30 protein-coding genes and 1 tRNA gene are annotated in these 26,609 nt (G+C 66.7%); 15 read left to right on the plus strand and 16 right to left on the minus strand.

Features of this window, described 5'->3' with window-relative positions; genetic code table 11:
- Window positions 1-7: 7 nt before the first annotated feature.
- Entirely contained in the window at window positions 8-3,124 is a 3,117-nt protein-coding gene (locus tag BCL67_RS09245; protein ID WP_258174927.1) for a bifunctional [glutamine synthetase] adenylyltransferase/[glutamine synthetase]-adenylyl-L-tyrosine phosphorylase, read from the minus strand.
- 2 nt (window positions 3,125-3,126) lie between these two features.
- Window positions 3,127-4,467, minus strand: a complete 1,341-nt coding sequence (glnA, locus tag BCL67_RS09250; RefSeq protein WP_106123157.1) for a type I glutamate--ammonia ligase — start codon at window positions 4,465-4,467, stop codon at window positions 3,127-3,129.
- 137 nt (window positions 4,468-4,604) lie between these two features.
- Here glnA and panB point away from each other — a divergent pair, with 137 nt between their 5' ends.
- Window positions 4,605-5,423, plus strand: coding sequence for a 3-methyl-2-oxobutanoate hydroxymethyltransferase (gene panB / locus BCL67_RS09255; RefSeq protein ID WP_106123158.1), 819 nt, complete (start codon window positions 4,605-4,607; stop codon window positions 5,421-5,423).
- Window positions 5,424-5,471: 48 nt separating this feature from the next.
- Here panB and BCL67_RS09260 read toward each other — a convergent pair whose 3' ends face one another.
- Window positions 5,472-5,651 carry a hypothetical protein gene (locus tag BCL67_RS09260; RefSeq protein ID WP_106123159.1) on the minus strand — a complete coding sequence of 60 codons (180 nt, stop codon included), beginning with the start codon at window positions 5,649-5,651 and terminating at the stop codon, window positions 5,472-5,474.
- A gap of 77 nt (window positions 5,652-5,728) precedes the next feature.
- Here BCL67_RS09260 and BCL67_RS09265 point away from each other — a divergent pair, with 77 nt between their 5' ends.
- The 5 genes from BCL67_RS09265 to BCL67_RS09285 all read left to right on the plus strand — a co-directional run bounded on the left by BCL67_RS09265 (window position 5,729) and on the right by BCL67_RS09285 (window position 9,406).
- Window positions 5,729-6,955: an MFS transporter gene (locus tag BCL67_RS09265; RefSeq protein WP_106123160.1), complete on the plus strand. Its 1,227-nt coding sequence runs from the start codon at window positions 5,729-5,731 to the stop codon at window positions 6,953-6,955.
- 47 nt (window positions 6,956-7,002) lie between these two features.
- The gene (map, locus tag BCL67_RS09270) at window positions 7,003-7,905 is read left to right on the plus strand and encodes a type I methionyl aminopeptidase (RefSeq protein WP_106123161.1); all 903 of its coding nucleotides are present in this window, start codon (window positions 7,003-7,005) and stop codon (window positions 7,903-7,905) included.
- Window positions 7,906-7,946: 41 nt separating this feature from the next.
- Entirely contained in the window at window positions 7,947-8,810 is an 864-nt protein-coding gene (gene ppgK, locus BCL67_RS09275; protein WP_106123162.1) for a polyphosphate--glucose phosphotransferase, read from the plus strand.
- Window positions 8,811-8,877: 67 nt separating this feature from the next.
- Window positions 8,878-8,950: transfer RNA gene (locus BCL67_RS09280), tRNA-Val, on the plus strand.
- Window positions 8,951-9,019: 69 nt separating this feature from the next.
- Window positions 9,020-9,406 carry a DoxX family protein gene (locus tag BCL67_RS09285; RefSeq protein ID WP_106123163.1) on the plus strand — a complete coding sequence of 129 codons (387 nt, stop codon included), beginning with the start codon at window positions 9,020-9,022 and terminating at the stop codon, window positions 9,404-9,406.
- A gap of 16 nt (window positions 9,407-9,422) precedes the next feature.
- On the opposite strand, the gene BCL67_RS09290 is transcribed toward BCL67_RS09285, so the two are convergent.
- The 4 genes from BCL67_RS09290 to BCL67_RS09305 form a co-directional block, all read right to left on the minus strand.
- Window positions 9,423-10,286, minus strand: coding sequence for a hypothetical protein (locus BCL67_RS09290; protein ID WP_146131122.1), 864 nt, complete (start codon window positions 10,284-10,286; stop codon window positions 9,423-9,425).
- Window positions 10,264-11,568, minus strand: coding sequence for a glutaminase (locus BCL67_RS09295; protein ID WP_106123165.1), 1,305 nt, complete (start codon window positions 11,566-11,568; stop codon window positions 10,264-10,266). The genes BCL67_RS09290 and BCL67_RS09295 overlap by 23 nt, the downstream gene beginning before the upstream one ends.
- Before the next feature lie 92 nt (window positions 11,569-11,660).
- On the minus strand, window positions 11,661-12,053 hold the full coding sequence (locus BCL67_RS09300) for a GNAT family N-acetyltransferase (protein ID WP_106123166.1): 393 nt from the start codon (window positions 12,051-12,053) through the stop codon (window positions 11,661-11,663).
- A gap of 98 nt (window positions 12,054-12,151) precedes the next feature.
- Entirely contained in the window at window positions 12,152-13,183 is a 1,032-nt protein-coding gene (locus tag BCL67_RS09305; RefSeq protein WP_106123194.1) for an aldo/keto reductase, read from the minus strand.
- Between the two features lie 282 nt (window positions 13,184-13,465).
- Here BCL67_RS09305 and BCL67_RS09310 point away from each other — a divergent pair, with 282 nt between their 5' ends.
- The 4 genes from BCL67_RS09310 (at window position 13,466) to BCL67_RS09325 (ending at window position 16,710) form a co-directional block, all read left to right on the plus strand.
- Complete coding sequence (locus BCL67_RS09310; protein ID WP_106123167.1) at window positions 13,466-14,113, plus strand: GyrI-like domain-containing protein; 648 nt, start codon at window positions 13,466-13,468, stop codon at window positions 14,111-14,113.
- Window positions 14,114-14,204: 91 nt separating this feature from the next.
- Window positions 14,205-15,119, plus strand: coding sequence for an alpha/beta fold hydrolase (locus BCL67_RS09315; RefSeq protein WP_106123168.1), 915 nt, complete (start codon window positions 14,205-14,207; stop codon window positions 15,117-15,119).
- 281 nt (window positions 15,120-15,400) lie between these two features.
- A complete protein-coding gene (locus tag BCL67_RS09320) occupies window positions 15,401-15,865 on the plus strand; it encodes a DUF2243 domain-containing protein (protein WP_308737996.1) in 465 nt (154 codons plus the stop codon).
- Between the two features lie 17 nt (window positions 15,866-15,882).
- Window positions 15,883-16,710 carry a cytochrome c oxidase assembly protein gene (locus tag BCL67_RS09325; protein ID WP_106123170.1) on the plus strand — a complete coding sequence of 276 codons (828 nt, stop codon included), beginning with the start codon at window positions 15,883-15,885 and terminating at the stop codon, window positions 16,708-16,710.
- A 41-nt stretch (window positions 16,711-16,751) separates the two neighbouring features.
- Here BCL67_RS09325 and BCL67_RS09330 read toward each other — a convergent pair whose 3' ends face one another.
- Window positions 16,752-17,171, minus strand: coding sequence for a DUF302 domain-containing protein (locus BCL67_RS09330; protein ID WP_106123171.1), 420 nt, complete (start codon window positions 17,169-17,171; stop codon window positions 16,752-16,754).
- A gap of 179 nt (window positions 17,172-17,350) precedes the next feature.
- Between BCL67_RS09330 and BCL67_RS09335 the strand changes: the two genes are divergently transcribed.
- Complete coding sequence (locus tag BCL67_RS09335) at window positions 17,351-17,980, plus strand: class I SAM-dependent methyltransferase (RefSeq protein ID WP_258174929.1); 630 nt, start codon at window positions 17,351-17,353, stop codon at window positions 17,978-17,980.
- 162 nt (window positions 17,981-18,142) lie between these two features.
- Window positions 18,143-18,487 (plus strand): SdpI family protein, encoded by a 345-nt coding sequence (locus BCL67_RS09340; RefSeq protein ID WP_106123173.1) that lies wholly within the window; start codon window positions 18,143-18,145, stop codon window positions 18,485-18,487.
- Here BCL67_RS09340 and map (BCL67_RS09345) read toward each other — a convergent pair.
- Both map (BCL67_RS09345) and BCL67_RS09350 read right to left on the minus strand, forming a co-directional pair.
- Window positions 18,484-19,269: a type I methionyl aminopeptidase gene (map, locus tag BCL67_RS09345; RefSeq protein WP_106123174.1), complete on the minus strand. Its 786-nt coding sequence runs from the start codon at window positions 19,267-19,269 to the stop codon at window positions 18,484-18,486. The genes BCL67_RS09340 and map (BCL67_RS09345) overlap by 4 nt on opposite strands.
- Complete coding sequence (locus BCL67_RS09350) at window positions 19,266-19,499, minus strand: hypothetical protein (RefSeq protein WP_146131123.1); 234 nt, start codon at window positions 19,497-19,499, stop codon at window positions 19,266-19,268. Before BCL67_RS09350 ends, map (BCL67_RS09345) begins: the two co-directional genes overlap by 4 nt.
- Window positions 19,500-19,693: 194 nt before the next feature.
- Between BCL67_RS09350 and BCL67_RS09355 the strand changes: the two genes are divergently transcribed.
- The gene (locus BCL67_RS09355; protein WP_258174930.1) at window positions 19,694-20,407 is read left to right on the plus strand and encodes an ion transporter; all 714 of its coding nucleotides are present in this window, start codon (window positions 19,694-19,696) and stop codon (window positions 20,405-20,407) included.
- Between the two features lie 21 nt (window positions 20,408-20,428).
- Here the strand turns inward: BCL67_RS09355 and BCL67_RS09360 are convergent, their stop codons facing one another.
- The 5 genes from BCL67_RS09360 to BCL67_RS09380 form a co-directional block, all read right to left on the minus strand.
- Window positions 20,429-20,968 (minus strand): SgcJ/EcaC family oxidoreductase, encoded by a 540-nt coding sequence (locus BCL67_RS09360; protein WP_106123176.1) that lies wholly within the window; start codon window positions 20,966-20,968, stop codon window positions 20,429-20,431.
- Window positions 20,965-21,762: an SDR family NAD(P)-dependent oxidoreductase gene (locus BCL67_RS09365; RefSeq protein ID WP_106123196.1), complete on the minus strand. Its 798-nt coding sequence runs from the start codon at window positions 21,760-21,762 to the stop codon at window positions 20,965-20,967. The genes BCL67_RS09360 and BCL67_RS09365 overlap by 4 nt, the downstream gene beginning before the upstream one ends.
- A gap of 120 nt (window positions 21,763-21,882) precedes the next feature.
- The gene (locus tag BCL67_RS09370; RefSeq protein ID WP_106123177.1) at window positions 21,883-22,659 is read right to left on the minus strand and encodes an SOS response-associated peptidase; all 777 of its coding nucleotides are present in this window, start codon (window positions 22,657-22,659) and stop codon (window positions 21,883-21,885) included.
- A 79-nt stretch (window positions 22,660-22,738) separates the two neighbouring features.
- A complete protein-coding gene (locus BCL67_RS09375; protein WP_106123178.1) occupies window positions 22,739-22,948 on the minus strand; it encodes a hypothetical protein in 210 nt (69 codons plus the stop codon).
- A 95-nt stretch (window positions 22,949-23,043) separates the two neighbouring features.
- On the minus strand, window positions 23,044-23,934 hold the full coding sequence (locus BCL67_RS09380; protein ID WP_106123179.1) for an alpha/beta fold hydrolase: 891 nt from the start codon (window positions 23,932-23,934) through the stop codon (window positions 23,044-23,046).
- A gap of 493 nt (window positions 23,935-24,427) precedes the next feature.
- On the opposite strand from BCL67_RS09380, the gene BCL67_RS09390 reads away from it, so the two are divergent.
- Together BCL67_RS09390 and BCL67_RS09395 are read left to right on the plus strand one after the other, a co-directional pair.
- Entirely contained in the window at window positions 24,428-25,576 is a 1,149-nt protein-coding gene (locus tag BCL67_RS09390; protein ID WP_106123181.1) for an ATP-grasp fold amidoligase family protein, read from the plus strand.
- 90 nt (window positions 25,577-25,666) lie between these two features.
- On the plus strand, window positions 25,667-26,131 hold the full coding sequence (locus tag BCL67_RS09395) for a hypothetical protein (protein ID WP_106123182.1): 465 nt from the start codon (window positions 25,667-25,669) through the stop codon (window positions 26,129-26,131).
- Between the two features lie 266 nt (window positions 26,132-26,397).
- Here the strand turns inward: BCL67_RS09395 and BCL67_RS09400 are convergent.
- Window positions 26,398-26,609 (minus strand): transposase (locus tag BCL67_RS09400; protein ID WP_146131124.1); only part of this gene is annotated, 212 nt, incomplete at its 5' end.

Genomic DNA, 26,609 nt, shown 5'->3' on the forward strand with positions numbered 1-26,609 from the left:
GACCTGCCTAGACCTGGTCGTAGAACAGCCGCTCGTAGACCTGCCGGCAGCGGCGGGTGGTGCGCAGATAGTGGTCCTCGAACTCCGCGCTGCCCCCGGAGGGGAACCCGCACCAGCGGGCGACGGCGTCGAGGTCGCGGCGGGCCGAGGGCAGCACGTCGGCGGTCTTGCCGCTCCACACGGTGGTCGCTGAGCGGACCCGGGTGCACAGCTTCCAGGCCTCGGCGAGCTGTTCGGCGTCGAGCGGGCTGATCAGCTCCTCATCGACCATCGCGTCCAGTGCGACCAGCGTGGAGCTGGTGCGCAGCCGCGGCATGGCGTGGGCGTGCTGCAGCTGGAAGAGCTGGACCAGCCACTCGACGTCGCTGAGACCACCGCGGCCGAGCTTCACGTGCCGGGACGGATCGGCCCCGCGGGGCAGCCGCTCCGACTCCACCCGTGCCTTGATCCGGCGGATCTCGCGGATCTGCGAGGAACTCGGCGGAGGTCCGTATCGCACGGAGTCGGCGAGCTCCATGAATCCGTCGAGGAGATCATCGTCGCCGCCGATCGGCCGGGCGCGCAGCAGCGCCTGACGCTCCCAGACGTCCATCCAGCGCCGGTAGTACTCGGTGTAGGACTCCAGGGACCGCGAGAGCGGACCCTGCTTGCCCTCGGGGCGCAGGTCGGCGTCGAGCTTGAGCGGGAACTCCCCGCGGATGGCCGGCTTCAACGGCTTGGAGAGCTGGGCGCTGACCCGCATCGCGAGCTTCTGCGCCTGGGCGTCGGCGAGTTTCGCGTCCCCGCCCTCGGCGACGTCGTGGACGAACATCGCGTCCATGTCCGAGCCGTAGCCGATCTCGCGTCCGCCCTGGCGGCCCATCGCGATCACCGCGAGGTCAGCATGCCGACCCTCGGCCTGCCAGACCTCCGACTCAGCGACCCGCATGGCGCCCAGGGTCGCGGCCCGGTCCACGTCGGAGAGCGCGGTGCCGACCTCGGAGAGCTCCAGCAGCCCGACGGCGTCGCCGATCGCGACCCGCAGGGTCTCACGCTGGCGGACCAGGCGGGTCAGCCGCATCGCGGCCTCGAGGTCCCCCTTGTGGCGGGTGATCTTGTTGCTGATCTCCTTCCACAGCGCGTCGAAGCTGCGCGGGGCCAGGGCGGCGTTGTCGCCGAGCCATTTGGTGGACTCCGGGGAGTGTTCGAGCATGTCGGAGATGAATCGGGAGCCCGAGAGCACCAGACACAGCCGTTCGGCGGCCACGGAGGAGTCGCGCAGCATGGTCAGATACCAGGGGCTCTGCCCCAGGGACTCGCTGAGCCGTCGGAAGGCCAGCAGACCGCCGTCGGGGTCCACGCCCTCGCCGAACCAGCCCAGCATCATCGGCAGGATCCGGCGCTGCAGCTTCGCCCGGCGGGACACCCCGGAGGTCAGCGTCGAGATGTGCCGCATCGCGCCGGCCGGATCGTGGTAGCCCAGCGCGGCCAGTCGGTCCTGGGCCGCCTTGGCGGTGAGCCGGACCTCTTCATCGGAGAGCACCGCGGTGGTCGAGAGCAGCGGCCGGTAGAAGATCCGTTCGTGGAAGCTGGCGACCTCCCGGGCGATCTCGCGCCACTGGTGGAGCACCTCATCCCCGGCGGGACGACGACGTCGGTTCGGCGGCTGCACGGCGTGGGCCAGCGCGCGCACCTCGTCGGGCTTGACCGGCATCAGGTGGGTCCGGCGCATGTTGCTCATCTGGATCCGGTGCTCGTAGAGGCGCAGCATCCGGTAGCAGCGCGACATCGCGTCGCGGTCGGAGCGGGCCACGTACTCCCCCGCCTCGAGCATCTCGATGGCGGTCAGCGAGTCCCGCACGCGCAGGGACTCATCGACCCGGCCGTGGACCAGCTGAAGCAGCTGGACGGTGAACTCGATGTCGCGCAGCCCTCCGCGGCCGAGCTTGATCTCACGGTCCACCTCGTCGGCGGGGATGTTGTCGAAGACCCGTCGGCGCATCCGCTGGACGTTCTCCACGAAGTTCTCCTGGGCCGAGGAGGTCCACACCTGCGGCCAGATCGCCTCGATGTAGTCCTGGCCCAGGCTGCGGCTGCCGGCGATGGGCCGAGCTTTGAGCAGCGCCTGGAACTCCCAGCCGTGGGCCCAGCGCTTGTAGTACTCCAGGTGGGATTCCAGGGTGCGGGAGAGGTCGCCCTCGCGCCCCTCGGGGCGCAGGTTCGCGTCGACCTCCCAGAGGCCGGGCTCGGGGCCGGTGCCGTTGATGACCTTGGAGATGCCAGAGGCCATGGCCACCGCGGTGTTGCGCGCGGCGGCGGAGTCGATGTCTGCGGAGGCGCGGTGGACGAAGATGACGTCCACATCCGAGATGTAGTTCAGCTCGCGGGCGCCGCATTTGCCCATCCCGATCACGGCGAGCTCGACGGTCTCGGCGGTGCGCCCGTTGCGGTGGGTCAGCTCGGCCCGGCTGACCGCCAGTGCGGCGTCGATGGCGGCGGCGGCGAGGTCGGAGAGCTGGCGCGAGACCAGCGGCTGATAGGCCGCAGGGTCGCCCGCACTGAGGTCACGCAGCGCCAGCGAGGTCAGCTCTCGCCGGTAGGCCCGGCGCAGCGCGACGCCGGCGGCTTTGGCGGTGAACTCCTCGTCCAGCGCGGCGGTGGGCACATCGGCCGAGGCGTCGGCGTGCACGGCGTCCATCAGCCGGGAGCGCAGGACCTCGGGTTCGGTGACCTCCGGGACGGCGATGGCAGCGGCGTCGTCGGGGGCGTGGTTGTGCTGCTGCTGATCCCGGTCTGCCTCCAGGGTGTCGGCGATGCTGAAGAGCAGGTCACAGTTCTCCGAACGGCGGACCAGGAACTCACCCAGCGCCTGGGAGGCGCCGAGCAGCCGGACCAGCGGGACCGCGCGCAGGTAGACCCCGTCGGTGACCACTTCGAAGAGGTCGCAGACGTCCCGGGCGCGCTCCACCAGCCGGATCAGCAGCAGCAGCGCCTGATCCGGGTTCGGCGCATAGTGCAGGGTCTTGAGCAGCACATTCGGGTCCAGCCCGGCGAGATGCTCGTCGGCGAGGAACCCGGAGGCGCGCTCCAGCTCCTGGAAGCCGGCAGCGATGAGCTCCCGGCGGGTCAGCGCAGAGTCAGCCACGATCAGATCAGGCCGAGGTACCGTTTGATCTCGAAGGGCGAAACGTTCACCCGGTACTCGTCCCATTCCTGCTGCTTGTTCCGGAGGAAGTTCTCCAGGACCTGCTCGCCGAGGATCTCAGCCATCAGCTCGGAGTCTTCCATCTGGCGCAGCGCCTCGTGCAGCGTGCCCGGCAGCGGCTTGATGCCCAGCGCCTTGCGCTCGGAGGTGGTCAGCGACCAGACATCCTCGCCCACCGGATCCATCAGCTCGTAGCCCTCGCGGATGCCCTTGAGCCCGGCGCCGAGCACGGCGGCATAGGCCAGGTACGGGTTCGCGCCGGAGTCGATGCCGCGGAACTCCACGCGTGCAGAGCCGCCCTTGGTGGGCTTGTACAGCGGCACCCGGACCAGCGCGGACCGGTTGTTGTGGCCCCAGGAGACGTGTGAGGGCGCTTCTCCCCCGCCCCACAGACGCTTATAGGAGTTCACGAACTGGTTGGTCACCGCGGTGAACTCCGGCGCGTGGCGCAGCACGCCGGCGATGAACTGCCGAGCGGTGGTCGAGAGGTTGTACTCGGTGTTCGGGGCGAAGAACGCGTTGGTGTCACCCTCGAAGAGCCCGAAATGGGTGTGCATGCCGGAGCCCGGGTGCTGCGAGAACGGCTTGGGCATGAAGCTGGCGTACTTGCCCTGCATGATCGCGACCTCTTTGATCACGGTGCGGAAGGTCATGATGTTGTCCGCAGTGGTCAGCGCATCGGCGTAGCGCAGGTCGATCTCATTCTGACCCGGGCCAGCCTCGTGGTGGCTGAACTCCACTGAGATGCCCACGGCTTCGAGCATGTTCACCGTGTGGCGGCGGAAGTCCTGGCTGACGCTGCCGGTGACGTGGTCGAAGTAGCCGGCCTGATCCACCGGAACGGGCTCGCCGTCGGAGTTGAGGTCCTGGGACTCGAGCACGTAGAACTCGACCTCGGGGTGGGTGTAGCAGGTGAAGCCCATCTCCCCGGCGACGTCGAGCTGGCGGCGCAGCACGTTGCGCGGGTCCCCGGCAGCGGGTTCCTGGTCCGGGGTGAGGATGTCGCAGAACATCCGGGAGGTCGGCTCTTCCTCACCGCGCCAGGGGAGGATCTGGAAGGACGAGGGGTCCGGGCGCAGCAGCATGTCGGATTCGAAGACGCGGGAGAGGCCCTCGATCGAGGATCCGTCGAAGCCCAGGCCCTCGTTGAAGACGCCTTCAACCTCGGCCGGAGCCAGTGCCACAGACTTCAGCGAGCCCACCACGTCGGTGAACCAGAGGCGCACGAAGCGGACGTCGCGCTCCTCGATGGTGCGCAGTACGAATTCCTGCTGTCGATCCATACGTTGAAGCCTCCTGAAATGCAGTGGGTGTCGCCGGGACCACTCTACCCAACTACTCCTGGGTGGACGGTGTGCAGCGCGTTTCGCCGATGCGGCCCGCTGACCGGGGGTCCCGCAGGATTGGGTAGCCTGATCCTATGTCCGAGCCGATCAGCCCCAAGCGGGTACGCACCGTGCACCTTCAGCAGTTCAAGGATGCCGGCCAGAGATTCTCCATGTTGACCGCCTACGACGCGCAGATCGCGTCGATCTTCGACGAGTCGGGGATCGAGCTGCTCCTGGTCGGCGACTCCGCCTCCAACGTGATGATGGGCCACTCCTCCACGCTGCCGATCACCGTGGACGAGATGCTGGTGTTCACCAAATCTGTGGTCAACGGCGCGCATCGCGCGCTGGTCGTCGCGGACCTGCCGTTTGGCAGCTACGAAACCTCCCCGACGCAGGCCGTGGCCACCGGTGTCCGATTCATGAAGGAGGCCGGGGCCCAGGCGGTCAAGATCGAAGGCGGCGCGGCGATGGCTGAGCATGTCCGCGTCATGGTCGCCGCCGGCATCCCAGTGATCGCGCACATCGGCTTCACCCCGCAGTCCGAGCACGCTCTGGGCGGCTACCGAGTCCAAGGACGCGGAGAGGCTGCGCAGGCGCTGATCGACGACGCCCTGGCGCTGGAGGCCGCAGGCGCGTTCTGCGTGCTGATGGAGATGGTGCCCGCCGAGCTCGCCACCCAGGTGGACCGGGCGCTGCGCGTGCCGACCATCGGCATCGGCGCCGGCAACGGCACCACAGGTCAGGTGCTGGTCTGGCAGGACATGCTCGGACTGGGCTCCGGGCGGCTCCCGCGCTTCGTGAAGCAGTACGCGAACCTGCGCGAGGTGGTCGGACAGGCCGCCGCGGCGTACCACGCGGACGTCAGCGCCGGCACCTTCCCTGCCCCGGAACACAGCTTCGAGGGCTAGCCCGCGGCCCCAGCGTCACCGGTCGCCCCACCCCCGACGGCGCGGAGGTCAGCGCTTCTTGCGCTCCTCGGTCTCTTCATCCCAGGCCTCGTTGTTCTCCTGCACGCGCTTGAGCGCCTCGGAGGCGGCCTCGCGGGTGGGATAAGGACCCAGCAGCTGACTCCAGGAGGACTGCGCGCCCTCCTCGACCTGACCGGTGCGGACGTTGAACCAGTATTCGGTGCTCATGGCCTCAGAATACGCCCCGGCCAGGACTCTCACCCCGTGAAGGGTGCGCGCGGCCGTGTCGTGTCAGACTTCTGCTCATGCACGCGAGCACCCCACCCTCGACAACCCCGGCCCCCACCGGACGACGACGCCGCGCCCCCTCCCTGCGAGGCAGCCGCCTGGCGACCATGGCGGCCTTCGCCACCAACGGCGCCCTCCCGGCCTCGCTGCTGGCCCGCTACGCCGAGGTCAAGGATGCGCTCGGCCTGAGCCCGGCGATCTTCGGGCTGGTCGTGGTGGGCTTCGGCCTGGGCGGCGCGCTGGCGCTGCACATGCCCGGGGTGATCAACCGGTGGCTCGGAGTGGCGCGCACCGCGAGCGTCGGCACACTCTGGATGGGTGGCGGGCTGACCCTCGCCGCGGCCGGGGTGGCGCTGGGCAATCCCTGGGTGGTGGTCGCGGGGCTGTTGATCACCGGCTTCGGCGATGCCGCAGTGGACGTGGCGCAGAACTCTCAAGGACTGCGCGTCCAGGCCGCGTACCGGCGGTCGCTGTTGAACTCGATGCACGCCGGCTGGAGCATCGGCGCTGCGCTCGGCGGCGGCGTGGGCGTCTTGGCGGCAGTGCTGGGAGTGCCGCTGGTGACCCATATGGCGGTCTGGGCCCTGATCTGTGTGCTGGCGATGACGCTCTCGGCCAGGGCCTTCATGCCCGAGCCCGAGGCTGAGCCCCAGGACGCGGAGACCCCTGCCCGGCCCTCCGGCTGGTCCGCGATCAAGATCCTGCTCCCGCTGACGCTGATCGCGCTTGCCGGGATCTCGGTGGAGGACGTGGGCAACAACTGGTCCGCCGTGCTGCTCTCCACCGAGCGCGGCATGGACGCCGCCTCGGCCGGCGTCGGACTCACGGTGCTGCTCTCCGCCCAGTTCATCGGACGGATGATCGGAGACCGGGTGATCGACCGGCTCGGCGAACGGAGCTCGCTGATCCTGAGCCTCTCCGCGGTGATCATCGGACTCCTCGGCGCCGCCTGGGCCCCCGGCGTCCCGCTGACCCTGATGGGCCTCGCGCTGGCCGGGCTGGGCTGCGCGATCACCGTGCCGGTGGCCTTCGCCCGGGCCGACCGGGTGCCCGGACTGCCGGCGCACAGCGGAGTGACCTGGATCAGCTGGGCGATGCGCGCGGTGATGCTGAGCCTATCCCCGGCCATCGGAGTGATGACCCAGGGGTCCTCGCTGCCCGTGGCGATCAGCGTGATCGTGGGCATCGCGGTGGTGGCGCTGGCGCTGCAGCTGCGCCCTCGGCGAAGCCCCGCGACGAGCTGAACCGGCCGGGCGGAGCGGCCAGACGCCCGACCGATAGGATGAATCCCATGGCTACCCCGCAGTCCACTCCCCTGTCTTCCCATGCCCCCATGGGCACGCTCACCAAGGGCACGGTGTCTCCGCAGCGCCCGGTCCCGGCGCACATCGAACGGCCCAACTATGTCGGCCTCGAGGCGCCGCCGGAGTACACCGGCGAGGACGTCTACGACGCCGCCACCGTGGAGCGGATCCGACGCGCCGCACAGCTCGCCGCCGACGCCATGGTCGCGACCTCCCAGCTCATCCGCCCAGGGGTCACCACCGAGGAGCTGGACGCCTATGCGCACCAGTACCTCACCGACCGTGGCGCCTACCCGTCCTGCCTGTCCTACCGCGCGTTCCCGAAGGCGATCTGCACCTCGGTCAACGAGGTCATCTGCCACGGCATCCCCGACACCACGGTGCTCACCGAGGGTGACATCGTGAACCTCGACATCACCGCCTTCATCGATGGAGTGCACGGAGACCACAACCGGACGTTCTATGTCGGCGAGGTCGACGAGGAGTCGCGACTGCTGGTGGAGCGCACCGAGGAGGCCATGATGCGCGCCATCCGCGCGGTGAAGCCTGGCCGTCCGATCAACGTGATCGGTCGCGCCATCGAGTCCTACGCGAAACGTTTCGGCTATGGTGTCGTACGCGAGTTCATCGGCCACGGCGTGGGCAAGGCGTTCCACACCGGCCTGGTGATCCCGCACTTCGATGCAGCACCGAACCACGCGCGCCTGATGGAGCCGGGAATGGTGTTCACCATCGAACCGATGCTCACCCTGGGTACGCGCCACTGGGACATGTGGGAGGACGGCTGGACAGCCGTGACCCGCGACCGGAAGCGCACTGCGCAGTTCGAGCACACTCTGGTCGTCACCGATGACGGCGCCGAGATCCTCACGCTGCCCTCAGGCGCCTGAGTCCGGTCCCCTCCCCCACAGCACGGAGATACTGCACCACTATGAGCTCTTCTCACGAGCAGCCACTGGCTGCCCAGTCCCTCGGTTCCGCCAGCGAGACCATCAGTGATCTTCCCAAGCGGGCCATCGGCATCGATGTGGGCGGCACCGGGATCAAGGGCGGGCTCGTCAACCTGCACAAGGGCACCCTGACCGGTGACCGGTTCCGCATCCCCACCCCGAAGCCGGCGACGCCGGAGGCGGTGGCCGAGGTGATCGGAGAGATCCTCGATGAGCTGCTGAGCCGGGAGAAGGCTCCCGCGCTGGAGGAGCTCTCGGTGGGTGTGCTGTTCCCCGCGATCGTGGACAAGAACATCGTGCTCTCCGCGGCGAACATCGACGAGTCCTGGATCAACACCGACGCCGCAAAGCTGCTGCGCCACCTGCCGGGTCAGGTCCACACACTCAACGACGCCGACGGCGCCGGTCTCGCCGAGGCGCGCTACGGCGCCGGCAAGGGACTCGAGGGCACGGTCATGACGATCACCCTGGGCACCGGCATCGGCTCCGCCCTGGTGCACGACGGCGTGCTGGTCCCCAACAGCGAGATGGGCCACCTGGAGTTCGAGGGCGAGGTGGCCGAGAAGAAGGCCTCCGCAGCAGCCCGCGAACGGGCTGACATGCCCTGGGACGAGTATGGCCAGCTGCTGAACCGGTTCCTCAAGCATGTGGAGCGGCTGCAGTCGCCCGAACTGTTCATCATCGGCGGCGGCATCTCGAAGCGCAGCGAGGACTTCCTGCCCGAGATCAAGGATCTGCGCGCGAACGTCGAGGTCGCTGCGCTGCAGAACAATGCTGGGATCGTCGGGGCGGCCCTCTATGCCGCCGAGCAGACCAGGCTCAACGCGGCCCGCGGACGGTCCTGAGCCGCGCGCGAGGGTTGTTACACTTCTTGCTGCACCAGATCGCGCCGACTCGGCGATCTCTGGGCACGGGCCTTTAGCTCAGCTGGTAGAGCACCGCGTTTACACCGCGGGTGTCGTCGGTTCGATCCCGGCAGGGCCCACCGTTCCGCTTGCAGAGTGCAAGCCCCTCATCCAGCCCCCGCAGCTGGTCCCGGCGCTACTCTGAGACCATGGCTTCCCTTGCACGCACCACCGGCCGAATCTTCCTCGGCTCAGCACTGACATTTGCCGGGATCTCCCACCTGGCCTGGGCCCGCGAGGAGTTTCGCGCCCAGGTCCCGAAGTCGCTCCCGCTGGACCCTGACACGACCGTCCTGGCATCTGGGGTGGCTGAGATCGGACTGGGCACGGCGCTGCTGTTCTCCCGTGAGCACCGTCCGCTGGTCGGCACTGCCGCGGGGGTGTTCTTCGCCGCGGTCTTCCCGGGCAACATCGCACAGTACGTGCACAAGCGCGATGGGTTCGGGCTGGACACCGATCGCAAGCGGCTCGTGCGGCTGTTCTTCCAGCCGGCGCTCATCGGGCTCGCCGTGTGGTCCACGCGCCGCCCGCGCTGACACTGCTGGCGTGTCCCTACCGTGGGCCTCGCAGGAGCGGATCGACCAGCTGCGCGACTGTGATGCCACGGCTCGAAGCCTCCCGCTGCAGGGCGGCGACCAGGGTTGGATCAAGTTCTCCGCCATCCATTGGCGCAGCCAGGGTGCTGCCAGGGAGGTTCCGGTCGCCCGCTGCCTGGTGCGGGGTGCCCCGGTTCCGAAGACTCGAGAGCAGCGGAGCCACCACCCCGCAGAGAACCGCCAGAATCAGGACGATGCCGTAGGCCCGGGGAAACAGTTCGCCCTCCCACCCTTCGTCCCAGATCAGCAGCAATGTCAAGAAGATGCTGGCGATGAGCAACACCAGGAAGGACCCGAGCAGGCTGCGCACAAGCTTGTCGCGCTGGGTGGCAGAGGCCAGGACCAGGCTCGCAAAGCTGAAGGCCACGGTGAACGTGATCCCGGTGAGCAGAACCTGGTAGACGTTCCACTCGTGATACCCATCGGACCAGATCAGAAAGATGCTCCAACCGAGGGTGAGCAGGCAGACGACCACTCCGGCGACGCCCACCAGCTGGGTCCGCCGGTTGAAGACCGCGCCGCAGCACAGCATCGCCAGACTGAACAGCCCCACCGTCAGGGTCGTCCCCAGCACACGAGCACCGGTCTCGTCGAAGCTCACGCCGATCAGGACGAAGATCCCGGCCGCCGCCGCCAGACAGAACGAGCCGATCATCGTCCACAGGAAGATTCGGCGGATCCGTGACCCGACACTTCTGTTCTTCATGGCGCGTGCGGCCTCCTCATGGCAGGACACCGTGCCCTGAGATGACAATAGCGCTGAGTCAAGAAAGCGGGAAGCAGCTCGCCCGATGACGTCAGCGGAGCCTTCCGTGGTCAACCGCCATGAGATTCAGCGTCTCTTCAGACTCACGCACCACGGTGATCGAACCGCCCTCGCCAGGATCCGGATCTGGGATGATCGACTCCGGGTCGACGAGGATGACCTGCTGGCCGTCCAGGGAGAGTCGACGCGCGACCTCCAGCAGCATGCGCCGTGCCACGTCGTCGATCGAGTGGACCAGCGAGATGTCGAGCACTACCCGAGGTTCCGACGGGGCGCTGTCCAGGACTTCGCGAACAATCCGCTCGGCGCCCGCGAAGCGGATCCCTCCCTGGAGTCTGAGAATCCGTGTCGCCTCCGAGCCTTCTCCTCGCACACGGTTGGAGCGGACGACCTCGCGGGCTGTGGGTGGCACCTCCATCACGTGGAGCCCCATGTCGGATGAGAATCGCTCAAACAGAGAGACACCGCGGACGCTGTTCCCATGCGCGTCCAACCGAGGCGAGAAGCTGGCGATACCGAGCTGACCGGGGAGGGCGCCGATCAGCCCTCCGGCTACGCCGCTCTTCGCGGGGATGCCGATCTGGGTCGCCCAGTCCCCGGCCGCGTCGTACATTCCGCAGGTGGCCATGACACTGAGAACCTGGCGCACCACCGCCTGGTCCACCACCTGCTCGTTCGAGAGCGGATTCACTCCTCGGTTGGCAAGCGTCGCTGCCATCATCGCGAGATCTCGTGTGGAGACGAGCAGGGCACACTGTCGGATGTAGCCGTCCACCACTCCCCTGGGATCCTCACTGAGAATTCCGTAGTTGCGCAGCATATGCGCGATCGCGAGGTTGCGGTGTGCATTCTCCATCTCCGAGGCGCAGACTCTCGCGTCGACCTCCAGACGACGACCCGCGAACGCCGAAAGCCCCTGCACGATGCGCTCCATACGTTCCTCGGCCCGGAGGCCCTCTGGGCCGGCAAGCGAGTGCGCAGTGATGGCTCCAGCGTTGATCATCGGATTGCGAGGGCGCCCGGTGTCACGTTCCAGGGAGATCTCGTTGAACGCCTCCCCTGAAGGCTCGACTCCGACCTTGTCGAGCAACGGACCGAAGCCACGGTCCGAGAGGGCCAATGCATAGACGAAGGGTTTCGAGATCGATTGGATGATGAACTCCACATCGACGTCTCCGGCGCCATAGACCTCACCATCGACAGTGGCGAAGACGGCGCCGAGCCGCTCCGGGTCCGCTGTTGCGAGCTCAGGGATGTAGCTCGCAATCTCTCCTGAGGTCTTCGGTGCCACTGCGGCAAGGACCTCGTGGAGGTAGTCCGGGATCAGCGGTCGCATCCGTTCTCCTGCGCGCCGGTGCCGGGCGAAGCGGGCGCTGCGGCGAGAGGCAGCCCGCTCACGGGAACGCTCATCTGCATCGCAACAGCCGCCTAGGAATCAACGTGAGCGAGGCGCGACACCAGGGCGACGTCTGCGCGCGTCGGTGTCCGCCACGCGCCGCCCTCGGAAATGAACTCATCGCCGTGCTTCTTCAGATGTCGAGCAAACAGTGGACACACCGGGACCACGGTGTGTCCACTGCGAATGCTGTCGGCGAGGGCCTCGCGCAGCAGGATCCCCGCCAGGCCGCGTCCTGCGTAGTGTTCATCGACTTCCGTGTGGAAGAAGATCCGTTCCCGATCCGCGTCGGCAGAGTCGATGAATTCGGCCCTGCCGACGCGCGGGGCGCCGGGGAGATTCACGGTGAACGCGCTGATGGGGTCGGCCGACTCACGTCCGACAGTGACCGGCTCACCAGTGTTGTCGGTCAGTTCCTGTGTCATACAGCGAGTCAACACCCTGTTGTCGGAACATGGTCAAGAGGCTGAGACCTGGTGTGACGAAACGGCCCAGCTCATCGAGAGGCCGTCGCATCTGAGAATCAGCGTCCCCCGCCGAGCTTGCGGTGGCGCTGCTGGATGCCAGCCGTCCCGTAGGGGTAGTCCTCCATCTCGGGCGCGCTGGCGAGCGTCAGCCGATCAAGCTGTTCAGTGCTCAGCTCGAGGGAATCAGCCGCCATGTTGTCGCGGAGCTGCTCAAACGTACGAACCCCGAGGATCACGGAGGTGACGGCAGGCTGGGCCGTCAGCCAGGCCAGCGAGACCTGCGACGCGGAAGCACCCTGCTCCTCGGCCACGGCGGAGACAGCATCCAGGATCCGCCAGGTGCGATCATCGGCATTGCGCTTCTCCCAGGCCTCCATACCACGTTCGGGGTTCTCCCCGAGTCGCGTCGAACCCGTCGGCGACTCATCCCGGCGGTACTTCCCGCTCAACCACCCGCCGCCCAGCGGCGACCACGGCAGAAGTCCGATCCCCGCGTCGAGGGCTGCCGGGACGATCTCGTGTTCGATTCCGCGGACCAGAAGATTGTATTGGGGCTGCAAGGTCACCGGCAGCGACCAGCCGTGCCGGTCAGCCAGGTGGACGGCCTTGGTGAGCTGCCAGCCGGTGAAGTTGGAGAACCCGTAGTAGCCGATCTTCCCGGCAGTGACGGCGTCGTCGAGGAAGCGCAGCGTCTCATCCAACGGGGTGATCGCATCCCAGGCATGCAACTGGTACAGATCGATGTGGTCAACGCCCAGTCGGCGAAGGGACGCATCCAACGCATCCCGCAGATGCCGACGCGAGGTTCCCAGATCATTCGGGCCCTGACCCATCGGGAAGCGGCCTTTGCTGGCGAGGACCATCTGCCGGGCCTCGGTCGGATGGGAGGCGAGCCAACGACCGATGATCTCCTCGCTGGTACCTGCGGTGTACACGTCGGCAGTGTCGATGAAGTTGCCACCCCCGGCGACGTAGGCATCGAGGAGAGAATGCGAGGTCGCCTCGTCAGCCTCCGCACCAAACGTCATCGTGCCCAGCGCTTGAGCTGAGACGACAGTTCCGCTGCGGCCCAGTGTTCGGTAGGTCAGATCAACCTGAGTCATGCCACGTCCTTGAGGAGTAGAGTGTCCCGCCGAATCGATGAGGACCGACGCCATGTGATGGAGAATAGATTCTGACTCCACCAACCATTCCCTATCAGAAACATGTTTTTAGCTGGGTAAAACCTGAAAGTCCAACCCCAACACCTGAGGACCTTTAGTCTCCGCACGACCACGTTGCGAGTCGGGGGCTGTCCAGGGAAGTCTTGAGCCGGCGAGCGAAGCCGTCTAGCTTGCTGTTCATTCGCCATCTTCGGAAGCGAGCAGGCTGTGCCCGAGAAGATCGACTTCAAGAAGACGCTGCCCGGCTACAAGGCCAAGCCCGGCCACCACCAGGTCATCGACCTGCCCGCATTGCAGTATCTGATGATCGATGGACACGGTGACCCGAACACCTCGCCCGAATACACGGCCGCGCTGGAAGCGCTCTACCCCCTGGCGTACACGCTGAAGTTCACCAGCAAGCGGGAGCTCGACCGCGACTACGTGGTCCCGCCGCTGGAAGGACTGTGGTGGGCCGAAGACATGACGGTGTTCACCAGCGCTCGTGACAAGTCGCAGTGGCAGTGGACGCTGATGATGTTGGTCCCCGAGTGGATCGACCCCATGATGCTCGCCGCGGCGGTCGATGCGGTGCGTGCGAAGTCCTCACCCGCCCGTCTTGACGATGTTCGGCTGGAGACGCTCACCGAAGGCCGCTGCGTCCAGACGCTGCACGTGGGACCTTTTGACGAGGAGCCCAGGACCCTGGAACCGATGCACGACGAGTTCATCCCTCAACACGGTCTTGCACCCACCGGCCAACACCACGAGATCTACCTCAGCGATCCGCGCAGGACGGCCCCTGAGAAGCTGCGCACCATCCTCCGGCAGCCCGTCGGGTCTGCCCTGGGCAGCGGCCATCACCCACTTAGGTAGTGTCTACCGACGCGAGCTGCTCCTCGGCGCTGGGACCCTTGTGCCACCGCGATCAAGCCGGATCGCAGGTCCTTTCACGAATGGAGCAGTCATGGGATACATCAACGTCGGTGACGAGAACTCCACACCGATCCACCTCTACTACGAGGACCAGGGTGACGGTCAGCCGATCATCCTGATCCACGGGTACCCGCTCAACGGACACAGCTGGGAGAAGCAGACCCGCGAACTGCTGGGCGACGGCTACCGGGTCATCACCTACGACAGGCGAGGCTTCGGCAACTCGTCCAAGGTGGGGTCCGGCTATGACTACGACACCTTCGCCGCTGACCTCAACACCGTCATGACCACCCTCGATCTCCGTGACGCGGTTCTCGTGGGCTTCTCGATGGGCACCGGGGAGCTGGCGCGATACGTCTCCCGCTACGGACATGACCGGGTGGCGAAGCTCGCGTTCCTGGCCTCATTGGAACCCTTCCTGGTCGCCCGCGACGACAATCCCGAAGGTGTGCCCCAGGAGGTCTTCGACGGCATCGAAGCCGCCGCGAAGGGCGACCGATACGCCTGGTACACACAGTTCTTCTCCGACTTCTACAATCTGGACGAAACCCTCGGGTCCCGGATCAGCCAGGAGGCCGTCACCGGCAGCTGGAACGTCGCGGTCGCCAGCGCACCGGTGGCCGCGTACGCGGTGGTCTCTTCCTGGATCGAAGACTTCCGTCAGGACGTCGAAGCCGTCCGCGCCAGCGGGAAGCCGGTGCTGATCCTGCACGGCACGGCCGACAACATCCTGCCCATCGACGCCACCGCAAGGCGCTTCCGTGAGGCGGTGCCAAGCGCAGAGTACATCGAGATCGAAGGCGCCCCGCATGGGCTGCTGTGGACCCATGCGGACGACGTCAATGCGGCGCTGCGATCCTTCCTGGTCGGTCCCTCGTCTGCGACGTCGGAGGCCTCGGAGGGCTCGGAGGAATCCAAGTCGGCGCAGCTTCCGGCGCAAGGCTGAGCGGCGGGCTCGGGGGCGGACGCCGGACTGATCATCAGCGCCTGCCCGCGAGTCGGGCCGCCCGGTCAGTCCGGCGCCGCGTCCGCTCGGGACGAAGTGATAGTTGCTCAGCTGCTCGACCCGAGGAACGTGCAACTCTCCAGTCCCTTGGAATGCGGAGCGCCACCCCCTCGACGCGAGCCGAGCCGCTCACCCGGATCAAGGGCCATGCCGGGCTCCACAGGTTCCGATGCCGACCTGAGACCGCCCCCAGTCGGAGAGCGAGGTCTAGGCTGGGTGCTGTGAGCACACCCTTGAAGTCGCAGCTTGACCGGCGGACGGTGCTCTCCGGAGTGCTCTTCGGATCGGGGATCGCAGCCTCGATGATCGACCTGTTCATCTTCCACCTGGCCTTGCAGTGGCACCACTTCTATGACCTCTCGACCACAGAGGTCGCGCTGACCATCGACGGCTTCTTCCACGCCTTCGGTTGGTTCATCACCGTCTGGGGGCTGTTCCTGCTGGCCGACGTCCGCCGCCGCACGGAAGTGCACTGGGTGCGCTGGACCGGTGCGGTCCTTGCCGGCGTCGGGTTCTTCCAGCTCTTCGACGGAGTCGTCTTCCATAAGCTGCTCGGGATCCATCAGATCCGGTACGGCGTGGATCTGTTCGTCTATGACCTGACGTGGATCGGCTCAGCTGTGATGCTGCTGATGTTTGGGCTGCTCATGCTGCGCCGCACCCGACCAGCCAGGCTTAGGGCCTGAGTGCTGACGAGCCGCTGATGCGACATCAGGAGCAGCACCTCGATGGCCTCACCGGGATCGCACCGGCCGATCCGCTGGTCTGGGCCGCGCTCGACGTCGTCCTCGTGCTGATCCTGGTGCTCGCCGCAGTCGGTCATGCCGCGGGGCTGCGGGCGGCACGCCGCCGCAGCCCCTGGCCGCTGCACCGCAGCATCCTGTTCTATCTGGGACTGCTCTGTGCCGCGGCCGCGCTGCTCGGACCCGTGGCCAGCGCAGCGCACAGCAGCTTCACCGCGCACATGCTCGGTCACCTTCTGCTGGGCATGATCTCCCCTCTGCTGTTGGCGCGCAGTGCGCCCGTCACTCTGGCGCTGCGCGCGCTGCCGGTCCAGGCCGCACGGGTGCTCTCCCGGGTTCTGCGCAGCCCCGGCGCCCGGGTGCTCACTCACCCGGTGGTCGCCGGCACGCTGAACGCGGGCGGTCTCTGGCTGCTTTACGCCACCGATCTGCTCCAGGTCATGCATGTCTCCCCAGTGGCCTACACCCTGGTCCACCTGCACATCTTCGTGGTCGGCTACGTGTTCTCGGCGTCGTTGGTCGGGGTCGATCCGGATCCGCATCGGGCGTCGATGGCGCTGCGCTCAACGGTGCTGGTCCTGTTCATCGCCGCGCATTCGATCCTCGCGAAATGGCTCTATGCGCATCCTCCGGAGGGGGCGGCAGACGGTGACGCGCGGGCGGGAGCGCAGCTGATGTACTACGGCGGGGACGCCGCGGACGTCGCGCTGCTGGTGCTGCTCTTCACCGGCTGGTACTCCGCCAACGGTCCGCGCAGCGGCCAGACGGTTCGACCCGGCGGGCGATGACGCTGCACGCCGGGGGTCGACCCGGCCGGCAGTTCCGGCGGTCAGTTCTTCGCGGCGGCGCGGATCGCGTCCAGCGCCGCGCGCAGGCGCTGCTCGGCGTCCTCGGCTACCTCTCGGACCGCATCCGACCCGCTGAGCTGGACCATCGTCTGCGGATCGATCGTCTCAACGATGGCCCGGTCCTCTGCGGCGGCGCGACGGACCACCACATTGCATGGCAGCAGCGCGCCGAGCTGCGGCTCGGCGGCGAGGGCCTTGCTGGCCAACGTCGGGTTGCAGGCACCGAGGATGATGTAGTCCCCGACCGCCTCGCCGGACTCCGCGCCGAGCTTCTTGGTGAAGGTCGCCTTGACGTCGATCTCGGTGAGGATTCCGAAACCCTGATCGGCGAGTGCAGCTCGGGTGGTCTCCACCGCCTGGTCATAGGTCATCGGGACGGTGATCGTGTGGGTGTAGCTCATTGCGCGCTCCTTCGTCAGCCTTGAATGGCACCTGAAAGTGCCGACACGGCTCGGCGCCCGTCGGTGCTTGCACCGCGTCGCCTGGGACCATCATGGATGCTGATCCTGACTGGGGACTGACGCCGCGACCGGTAAGGTGCCCTGGTCCAGACGGATGCATCAACGCGAAAGGCACCACCGTGAGTGACGAGAACCCGAGGGACTTCTGGGAGACCCGCTACGCCGATTCAGAACGAGTCTGGTCCGGGAGGGTCAACGCGACGATGAGCTCCCTCGTGGCCGAACTTGCGCCCGGACGTGCACTCGACCTCGGCTGCGGAGAGGGCGGAGATGTCCTCTGGCTGGCCGCACGAGGGTGGCAGGCGGTCGGCGTCGACATCTCGGCCACCGCCGTGGCGCGCGGGGCGGCTCACGCGGAGGCTGCGGATCTCCAGGGTGGCAGCGCTGAATTCCTCGCTGCAGAGCTCCCTGAAGGCATGCCAGAGGGGCCCTTTGATCTGGTCAGCGCCTCCTTCCTGCAGTCTCCGGTGGCACTTGATCGGCAGCGGATCCTCCAGACAGCGGCAGCGCGGGTCGCTGTGGGAGGACACCTGCTGGTGGTCTCTCATGCGGCCGCACCACCGTGGTCCGCGCATCAGCATGCACCCGAGGAGATGCCCACGCTGGACGGCGACCTGACCGCCCTGGTCCCGCGGGAGGCGTGGGAGGTGCGGGTCGGTGAGCTGCGCACGCGGTCGACGAAGGGACCGCATGGTGAAGACGCGACCCTGGATGACCTGGTCATTCTGGCCAAGCGGTTGCGCGTATGAACTAGTCTGGTGCCCAAGCCCAGGTCAGAACCGCGGACGCAGCTGCAGAAAGGCACCCATGGCGCATCGGAAGAAAGACCTCATGATCGGCTCCGCTGTCGGTCTGGTGCTGGTGGTGGCCTCCGAGGTGGTGCGGCAGTCTGAGACCGGGAGGCCTCACGCGTGATCGCGCTGATCTTCGGCCTGGTATTCATCGGCGTGGGGGTGCTGACCACGGTGCTGGCGTTCGCCTGCCGTCGCGGGACGCTGCCGCTGAACGCGTTTGTCGGCATTCGGATCCCCTCCACCACCATGAACGCCGAGACCTGGGTTCGCGCCCACCGCGCCGCCTGGCGCTGGATCGCGACCGCGGGAGCCGGCCCGGTGTTCTCCGGCCTGTTCCTCATGGTTCAGGGAGAGGAAAGCAGTGCCTGGGTCCTCGTCGGGACGCTCTGGCTGTTGGGCTTCATCCTGGCAGCCTCAGTCGTCGCGTCGCGCGCCGCCCGTGAGGACACCGCTGCCGCCTAATCGCCCGATCGGGGCGTCGGCAGAGTCAGGATCTCCGCCCCGTCCTCGGTGATGGCGATGGTGTGCTCGCTGTGTGCGGTTCGGGCTCCGGTGGCGCTGCGCAGGGTCCAGCCATCGGCGTCGGTGCGCAGCTCGTCGGTATCCGCCATCACCCACGGCTCCAGGGCCAGCAGCAGACCGGGCTGAAGCTTGTACCCTCGCCCGGCATGCCCCGTGTTGACGATGTGCGGGTCCTGATGCATCGTCGATCCCACTCCGTGTCCGCCGAACTGGGTGTTGATCGGATACCCGGCGTCGCTGAGCACGGTGCCGATGGCGTGGGAGAGGTCTCCGATTCGGGCTCCCGGGCCGGCGGCGGCGATGCCTGCGGCCAGCGCCCGCTCGGTGGCCTCGATCATCGCCGCATCCTCCGGTGCGGAGGAGTTCCCGACGATGAAGCTGATCGCGGAGTCAGCGACGACCCCGTCCAGGGACACGGCGAGGTCGAGGGTGAGCAGGTCGCCGTCGGCCAGCGTGTAGTCGTGGGGTCTGCCGTGGAGCACCGCGTCGTTCACCGAGGTGCAGATGTAGTGACCGAAAGGTCCGCGCCCGAAGGACGGCTCATAGGCGACGTAGCAGGAGGTGGCTCGGGCGTCGAGGATCATCTGCTTGGTCCAGGCATCGATCTCCAGCAGGTTGGTGCCCACGCTGGCGCGTGCCTTCATGGCCTGCAGGATGTCGGCGACCAGCGCGCCGGTGACGCGCCCCCGGGACAGTGCGGTGGCGTTGAGGATCTCGATCATGCGGCTCCTTCGGCAGCGGCGACGCGCCGGTTGTGCAGGTAGTTGCGCAGGCAGCCGGGAAGAGCGCCGATCACGATCAGGATCGGACCCATGGCGCGGCCATAGGCGTCACTGAACATCCAGGCACTGACCAGGAACAGGATGAACGCCAGGAGCCGCACCATCGCGACCTGCGGAGGGTTGTTCGGCGGCCTGCCGATGAAGAACGGCAGACGGGAATGGGGATTCACGCTCCGGAGCATGTCGAAGGACGCAGTGAACAGCACTGCTGCCACAACCCAGAGAATGATCGCGATGAGCTCCATCAGATCATTCCATCGTCCAGGGGTGCTCCCGTCAATCTCCCCGCCGGTCAGTCGGGTGCGCCGGTCACTCGTAGAGTGGCGGCAGGGAGTCCCACCGCATCATCCATGGAGGTCACAGCGTGAGCATCGAATCCAGGCGCGCACCCGCACAGGAGGCCGAACAGGAGGCGGCGGCCGAACGTCTCGCCGCCCGTCTGGATCGGCCTATGGGACTGCTCGGCGTGCTCTTCCTCTTCGTCTTCCTGGGTCAGATGCTGGTCACGGAACCGGGGTGGAGCCGCGCACTGAGCATCGCCGGCTGGATGTTCTGGACCGTCTTCGTCGCTGAGTTCATCCTGCGCGCCTATGTGGCGGGCTTCCAGAAAGCCTTCTGGCGGCGCAACTGGTGGCAGGTGATCTTCCTGCTGGTGCCGTTCCTGCGCTTTGTCCGCGCCCTGCAGGCCGTGCGAGTGCTGCGTGTCGCTCGAGTCGCCCGGGTGGGCGGCATCCTCTCCGCCGGGGTGCGCGGCTCCAGATCTGCCGGACGGCTGCTCTCCAGCCGCATCGGATGGCTGGCGGCGGTGACCGTCGTCGTGATCATGGCGGCGAGCCAGCTGCTCTATGCCTTCGAATCGCACAACGACTACACCAGCGCGCTCTACGAGGCCGCCCTGGCCACGGTGACCGGCACCGGTATCACCACAGATGACCCGTTCTCCAAGGGCGTGCAGCTGGTCCTCGCCGTGTACTCCGTGGGCGTCTTCGCCACACTTGCAGGGTCCGTGGGCGCCTACTTCCTGCGCGGTCAGGATCCCTTGGTGGAAACCGCAGTGGAACCCGTCGGGGACGAATAGGTCTCGGCAAGCCGAGCTGCGTCAACTGCCTCTGACTCCCCCGAGGTCCTGGTAGGCCGCGGGGCGCAGCGACTCGCCGTCGACGGTCAGGGTCTCCGCTCCCGGCACCCGGTCGGTGTTCTGCGCGCTGACCGCGAGCCAGCCGCCGTCCTCGGTCTCCGACCCTCCGGGCTGGTGCTCCACGGTGAAGCTGATCACGCCCTGCCGGGTGCCCAGGGCCGCGCCCGGGTCGTCCCCGGGGGCGGGGGTCTGGCCGGTGAGCGTCCACAGCGCGTGGACGACGGCGATGCTCTCCCCCAGCTCACGCACCGTGACCGTTTCGAGCCGCATCTCTGAACCGTTGAAGATCTTCCGGAATCCATAGTCGTGGGCGCTGCGAATCCTGCTGCGGCTGCCCCACCAGAGGCCGACCACGTTGACGAAGTCGGCATCCTCGACGAACAGCGCGGCCAGCGCGTCGGCGTCGGCCGCGTTCCAGGCTGCAGCGAATCCTGCGGCGATGCCCGCGGGAGAGCGGATCCCGCTGGCGCTGCTGGGGCCGTGGCCGTGTGAGGCGGTCATGGCAGGATCGAATCGACGTAGCCGCCGTCGACGCGCAGGGCACCGCCGGTGGTGGCTGAGGCCAGCGGTGAGGCGAGGTGGATGACCATATTCGCGATCTCCTCGGGTTCGATGAGTCGGTGCAGCAGCGACTGGGGCCGTTGTTCCTGCATGAACTCGCGCTGCGCCTCGGCCCAGGGCGTGGAGGTGTCCACCAGCTGGTAGACGAAGTCTTCGACGCCTTCGGTGTGCGTGGGCCCGGCCAGCACTGAGTTCACGGTGACGCCAGTGCCGGCGGCCTCCTTCGCGAAGCCTCGGGACACCGCGAGCAGCGCGGACTTGGTCGCTCCGTAATGGACCATCTCAGCGGGGATCACCACGGCGGAGTCACTGGCGATGTTGATGATCCGGCCCCATCCGCGGCGCATCATCTGCGGCAGCGTGGCGCGGATCAGACGGACCGCGGAGAGGACGTTGACCTCCCAGAACCGCTGCCACTCGGCGTCGCCGATCTCCAATGCGGGCTGGGCGCCGAAGATCCCGAGATTGTTCACCAGGATATCGATGTCCCCCGTGGCGCCGAGGGCTTCGGCCAACCCTTCGTCGGTGGTGACGTCCCCGGGTGCGGCGAACAGATTCTCCGAGGGCAGGCCCCGCTCGGCCAGGGCGAGGATCGCAGATTCGACCTTCTCTGCGCCGCGCCCATTGATCGCGACTCGGGCTCCGGCCTCGGCAAGTCGCTTCGCGATCGCGTAGCCGATGCCCTGCGTGGATCCGCTCACGAACGCGGTCTTGCCGGTGAGATCCAGGCTGATCATGGTCTGCTCCTGCCGGTGTGGAGTGGTGGCGCTGGGTATGGCGCAGTCGCTGGCGCTGAGGACGCGGCAGTGGAGCTGCCCGAAGCCGTGTTGATCCCAAGCTGGATCAGCAGAGGTTCATTCCCAGAGGATGGGCGCGGGTTCCAAGAGCTGAGGTCCGTTGTTGCGCACGTTGCCGACGGCTGGGTCCACCTCGTAGATCTCCCAGGTGGAGGCGACTGCAGGGATCTGGCTGCGCAGCTCTTCGAGCAGGACCTCGAGCTCGTCGGGGGTCTTCTCCCCCGGGTGGATCCACTGAGCGGCGAACTCCGCCGTCATGGCCAGCGGAATTCGGTCATGCAGTGCCCCGAGGTCGCTGAGCACGCCGTCGTCGGTGGTCTCAGGGGATGGGCCGGTGAGGATGGTGCAGGAGAGGATCCACGGGTCGGACTCACCACGGGCCTCGGCATCCTTGTCCTTCCACCACTCATAGAGTCCGGCGAAGACCAGGGGCGTGCCGTCGGCGGCGTGGATGGCGTGCGGGCGCTTCTTCGCGCCCCCTGCTTTCCACTCGTAATAGGCCTCGGCGGGGACCGCGCAGCGTCGAGCCTTGGCTGCGGAGCGGAAGCTCGGTTTGGACGCCACCGTCTCCGAGCGGGCGTTGAAGGTGCGGGAGCTGAACGTCATGTCCTTGGCCCACCCGGGCAACAGGCCCCACCGGGCGGGGTGAAGCTCGCGCCGCAGCTCCCCGGCGTCGTCGTAGCGCTCCACCAGGATGGGCACGGTGGAGGTCGGGGCGATGTTCCAGTTGGGCGCGAGCTCGAAGGCCGGGGGCTGCACCGGGCCGAGGCGCGCCCGGTTCAGATCACCGGCCAGATCGCCGGTGTCCTTGGCCATGACATAGCGTCCACACATGGTCTGAGCTTTGCAGATGCAGGTGTGGAGGGCAATCGCTCTGCGTCCTGGTGCGCTGCTCGGTGTGGCGGACGGTGCGTCAGCCCTGGGCGGAGTCGGGGCGGGCGTGTCTCAGGGCGAGGGCGGCCCCACCGAATCCCGCTGCCACGACTCCCAGGGTGATGGCCGCCCAGGTCTGGAGGGGTGAGGGAGAGTCGAAGAGGTGCGGGATCAGCACGATCAGGGCGGAGGCGGCAAGCGCAAGTCCGATGATCACGACGACGATGTGCGTCTGATTCTTCTTGCTCATCGTGCTTATTCTGCTCGGAACAGGTTGGTGACACAACAGGGTCCAGGGCTTTGAGGAGGGCAGATGTGGTCTGAAGGGTGGCAGTTGTGGTGCAGTCAGGTCTCTGCGAAGAACTCCAGGACCTGGGTGGCAGTGGAGTCTGGAGCTTCGTCGACGACGTAGTGGCCGGCGTGATCAATCAGCGCCAAGCGAGCATCCGCGCCGATGGCGGCGGTGTCTTCGAAGAGCCTACGGGCCACGTGAGGAGGGAAGCCGATGTCTGCTGCGCCAAAGACGAACAGCACTGGCCTTGCGAAGCGTTGTTCTCGGTATGCCCCCCGCACGATGCGCACGAGTTCAGGAAGCACCATCCGTCGACACAGCGGCGCGGCTGCCTTCGAAAGCTCAGCGTCACGCAGCAGCAACACATAGGTCGCGACGGCCGCCGGGTCGAAGGCGGGCGAGGAGAACTGGGTGAACAGGTGCCGCGGAAGGTGCCCTTCGCGCAACAGGGCCGGTCCCAGACCCGGAATCGCAAGGACCTCCTGGTGCCAGAGATGCCGCATTCCGGGGACCAGATCGAGCGAGAACCTCATCTGCGGAGGCGGCACGGCGAGGATCACCTGGGCGGAGAATCGCTCAGGGTGCTCCAGAGTCAGCTGGATGGCGGAGATCGCGCCCATGTCATGACTGACGAGGCGCACACTGTTCAGCTCCAGGACGTCGAGCAGAGCGATGATGTCTTGGGCGCGCCGTGTCCTGGTGATCGCGTCGAAGGGGAGGTCACTCCACCCTTCACCCCGCAGATCCACCGCGATCGCGCGATACCCGTTCGCGGCCAGGGCGGGCATCAGCGTCCGCCACTCCCACCAGGTCTGCGCGAACCCGGAAAGCAACAGCACAGGCTCCCCGGAACCGATGGCGGCAACGTGCATTCGCCCATCGGATAGTTCCACGAACGTGTGGTCGACTCCCTCGACGACCGGCATGTCCAGCGTGGTGGTCATCTCGCACCTGCTTCGAGACTCAGGCGGGTAGATGGCACAAGAATATCGCCCGGCAGGCGACCTTCTCTAGACCTTCGGGCGGTGAGCCGCGGGGGCTCTGGCATCGGTCCGCGACGATTCCACCTCACGCCCTGGGAACACCTTGAGCCTGATCAGCCCCGCGACGGCGCCGACGACGAACAGCGCCAGCCATATCACGGCGACGCGTTCGTGCGGCGGTCGCAGGACGAGCTGCGTCAACAAAACCTTCAAGAAGAATCGCTAAACGCAACCTAGAGGTGTCCTTCGAAGTCACATAACTGCGGGGAATCCCACACACAGATACCGTAGATAGCCGAGAGAAGCCGGAGTCGTCCTTTCTCGAATTCCTGTCGGCCTGATCCGAAGACCATTCCTAGTCAAGATCACGCCCCACGCATCACTTCACAGGTGCCAATCGACCAGCAGCTTCCAAGCTGAATCATCACGACGTGTAGAGAACCGGTATCCATATATGACTTCCGACAAGACCGCTGCGAAATCGCCCTTCCTGAATTTCGTGACGGCCGAGTTCTGGAACCGCGGCTCACAGCAGCGTCGTGACCTATCAAACAAGACCTACGTGCATCAGCTTCTCGAAGACAAGACGCTCGGTGGCGAAAGCATCGGACTGCCCAAGCAGCACGCGGTCCTGAACTCCGTAGGCGAGATCACCTCAGAGGCGCTCGGCGATCGCGTGGCACTGAAGTTCGCCAATGGATGGTCGGCCAAGGGCGTCATGCTGCTCGAACGACTCGGGGAGGACCGGTACTTCGACCACATGGCTCTGCGCGAATGGACGCTTGACGGCATTCGCGAGAAGCAGGCCGCAGTGGCGGCCACCTTCCCGGGGAAGAAGGCCGCCTGGATCGTGGAGGAGCTGCTTCGGGGCGCCCAGCCCGGTGCAGTGCCCTTCGACTACAAGTTCTACATGTTCCAGGGCCAGATCGGCATGGTCGCCCAGATCGACCGGAACTACTCGCCTCCGCGCATGGTGAAGCTCGACGGTGACCTCAAGCCGTTCGTCCCCGGCCGGGACTATAAGTTCAGACCTTCGGACATCCAGCCCGGGGCGCCCGTGGTCCCACGCTCGGCAGTCATGCTCTCCCGCTGGGCCATCGAGCTCGCGAAGATGACCGACGCTCCCTTCGTGCGGGTCGACCTCTACGACACCGAGGAAGGCCCCTACTTCGGGGAGTTCACGTTCTCGTCGGGAGCAGAGTTCAAGCGCACGGTGACCTACAGCGACGAGCTGCTCGCGCACTTCGACGCATTGTTCGTCGATGCCGAGCGGGCTCTCAGGGGAGAGCCCGTGGAACCACCCAGCAGCTGGAGCACGTTGCTGCAGTCCACTCCGGCTTCCACGTTGGCGACTCATCCGCGGATCAGCCTCGCGCAATACCAGCGCTTCTCCAACTACCACTACACCCGGGGCAGTCTCGGTGGATTTCGGATGGCCAAGGCCCAAGAGGAGCTCCTGGAAAAGGGTGGGGATGCCACGGTCAATGCGTACTTGACCGACGCGCACAGAGCCGCAGGCCGGCGGTCCCTGGTTCGGCGTCCGCAGAGCCCTCCCGTGCTGCGCAAAGTCACGAGGAAGATCAAACGAACACTCCGCGGCTGATCGCGGACAGCGTGCGCTGCAGCGCAGTCTTGAAGTGACAATTGTCGAATAATCTATTTCCACAGCGCCCCGATCTATAGGCTGAGAACAATGATTCATTCACAAGGACATCAGATCTCCAGCGTCCGGCTGAGCCGGCGCGTCTCCATCCCCCTTCTTCTGCTCCTGGGTCTGAGCGCCACCGGACTCCTCTTCACACCCCTCTGGGTCGGACTCGGCATGCTCGCACTGCTAATGGTGGTGGGGATCGCACTTGGCTCATCCCGGGTCACGATCACGGCGGGTGACGAGGGACTGACGGCGCGCTGCATGGGGATCTTCCACGTGGACTTCGCCTGGTCTGAGATCCTCTCGGTGGAGGCGGGCCCCGAGACGGGAGTCCTCGAGGGTGCCGGGTATCGCCTGCTTCCTGGCGGCCGGGTGGGTCTGCTTGTCGGAGGTCCCACGGTCGAGGTCAGGGATGCGCGCAAGACCTATCTGCTGAGCGTCGAAGACCCCCAAGCCGTCGCAGAGGAGATCCGTCGGCACCTCGCGACTGCGAACTCGAAGCATTGAGGGCCGGCGTCGACGCCGAGGATGGCGCCCGTAGCTTCCACCCAGTGGCTGAACGCTCCTAAGGTCCTGAACCTCCTCGACGCGCGAACCCTTCTCGGCGGAGTGACCTTCAGTCGATTCGCCCTGTGATCCACCTGCCGCCAGCGGCGCCCCGAGTCTCGGGCTAGTTGTAAGAGGGCGTGACGTTATTGACACCGATCGGGACCAGTGAGGCCGGGGGCATCTCGCCACAGGCAGTATGAGGACGATGGACTCTTCTATGTCTGTCAAGCAACGAGTGGGATCCTGTGGGAGTTTTCCAGGGCACGGTAGATCCGGCGGGCGAGGTATCGCTTGAGGCAGCGTCGGATCTCCTTGTTGGTGAGCCCTTCAGCCCGACGTTTGGCGACGTAGGCACGTGTCTCAGGATTGTGGGCCATGAGGGCGACCGTGGCCATGTGGAGTGCGCGATTGAGTCTTCGGTCGCCTCCGCGATTCA

This window comes from Nesterenkonia sandarakina, assembly GCF_003003175.1.
Lineage (GTDB): Bacteria > Actinomycetota > Actinomycetes > Actinomycetales > Micrococcaceae > Nesterenkonia > Nesterenkonia sandarakina_A.

Coding starts and splice junctions, on each gene's coding strand:
- glnA (WP_106123157.1), bottom strand. CDS start 4,467: ATGGATCGACAGCAGGAATTCGTACTGCGCACCATCGAGGAGCGCGAC.
- panB (WP_106123158.1), top strand. CDS start 4,605: ATGTCCGAGCCGATCAGCCCCAAGCGGGTACGCACCGTGCACCTTCAG.
- BCL67_RS09260 (WP_106123159.1), bottom strand. CDS start 5,651: ATGAGCACCGAATACTGGTTCAACGTCCGCACCGGTCAGGTCGAGGAG.
- BCL67_RS09265 (WP_106123160.1), top strand. CDS start 5,729: ATGCACGCGAGCACCCCACCCTCGACAACCCCGGCCCCCACCGGACGA.
- map (WP_106123161.1), top strand. CDS start 7,003: ATGGCTACCCCGCAGTCCACTCCCCTGTCTTCCCATGCCCCCATGGGC.
- ppgK (WP_106123162.1), top strand. CDS start 7,947: ATGAGCTCTTCTCACGAGCAGCCACTGGCTGCCCAGTCCCTCGGTTCC.
- BCL67_RS09285 (WP_106123163.1), top strand. CDS start 9,020: ATGGCTTCCCTTGCACGCACCACCGGCCGAATCTTCCTCGGCTCAGCA.
- BCL67_RS09295 (WP_106123165.1), bottom strand. CDS start 11,568: ATGCGACCGCTGATCCCGGACTACCTCCACGAGGTCCTTGCCGCAGTG.
- BCL67_RS09300 (WP_106123166.1), bottom strand. CDS start 12,053: ATGACACAGGAACTGACCGACAACACTGGTGAGCCGGTCACTGTCGGA.
- BCL67_RS09315 (WP_106123168.1), top strand. CDS start 14,205: ATGGGATACATCAACGTCGGTGACGAGAACTCCACACCGATCCACCTC.
- BCL67_RS09325 (WP_106123170.1), top strand. CDS start 15,883: ATGCGACATCAGGAGCAGCACCTCGATGGCCTCACCGGGATCGCACCG.
- BCL67_RS09330 (WP_106123171.1), bottom strand. CDS start 17,171: ATGAGCTACACCCACACGATCACCGTCCCGATGACCTATGACCAGGCG.
- map (WP_106123174.1), bottom strand. CDS start 19,269: ATGATCGAGATCCTCAACGCCACCGCACTGTCCCGGGGGCGCGTCACC.
- BCL67_RS09360 (WP_106123176.1), bottom strand. CDS start 20,968: ATGACCGCCTCACACGGCCACGGCCCCAGCAGCGCCAGCGGGATCCGC.
- BCL67_RS09370 (WP_106123177.1), bottom strand. CDS start 22,659: ATGTGTGGACGCTATGTCATGGCCAAGGACACCGGCGATCTGGCCGGT.
- BCL67_RS09375 (WP_106123178.1), bottom strand. CDS start 22,948: ATGAGCAAGAAGAATCAGACGCACATCGTCGTCGTGATCATCGGACTT.
- BCL67_RS09380 (WP_106123179.1), bottom strand. CDS start 23,934: ATGACCACCACGCTGGACATGCCGGTCGTCGAGGGAGTCGACCACACG.
- BCL67_RS09390 (WP_106123181.1), top strand. CDS start 24,428: ATGACTTCCGACAAGACCGCTGCGAAATCGCCCTTCCTGAATTTCGTG.
- BCL67_RS09395 (WP_106123182.1), top strand. CDS start 25,667: ATGATTCATTCACAAGGACATCAGATCTCCAGCGTCCGGCTGAGCCGG.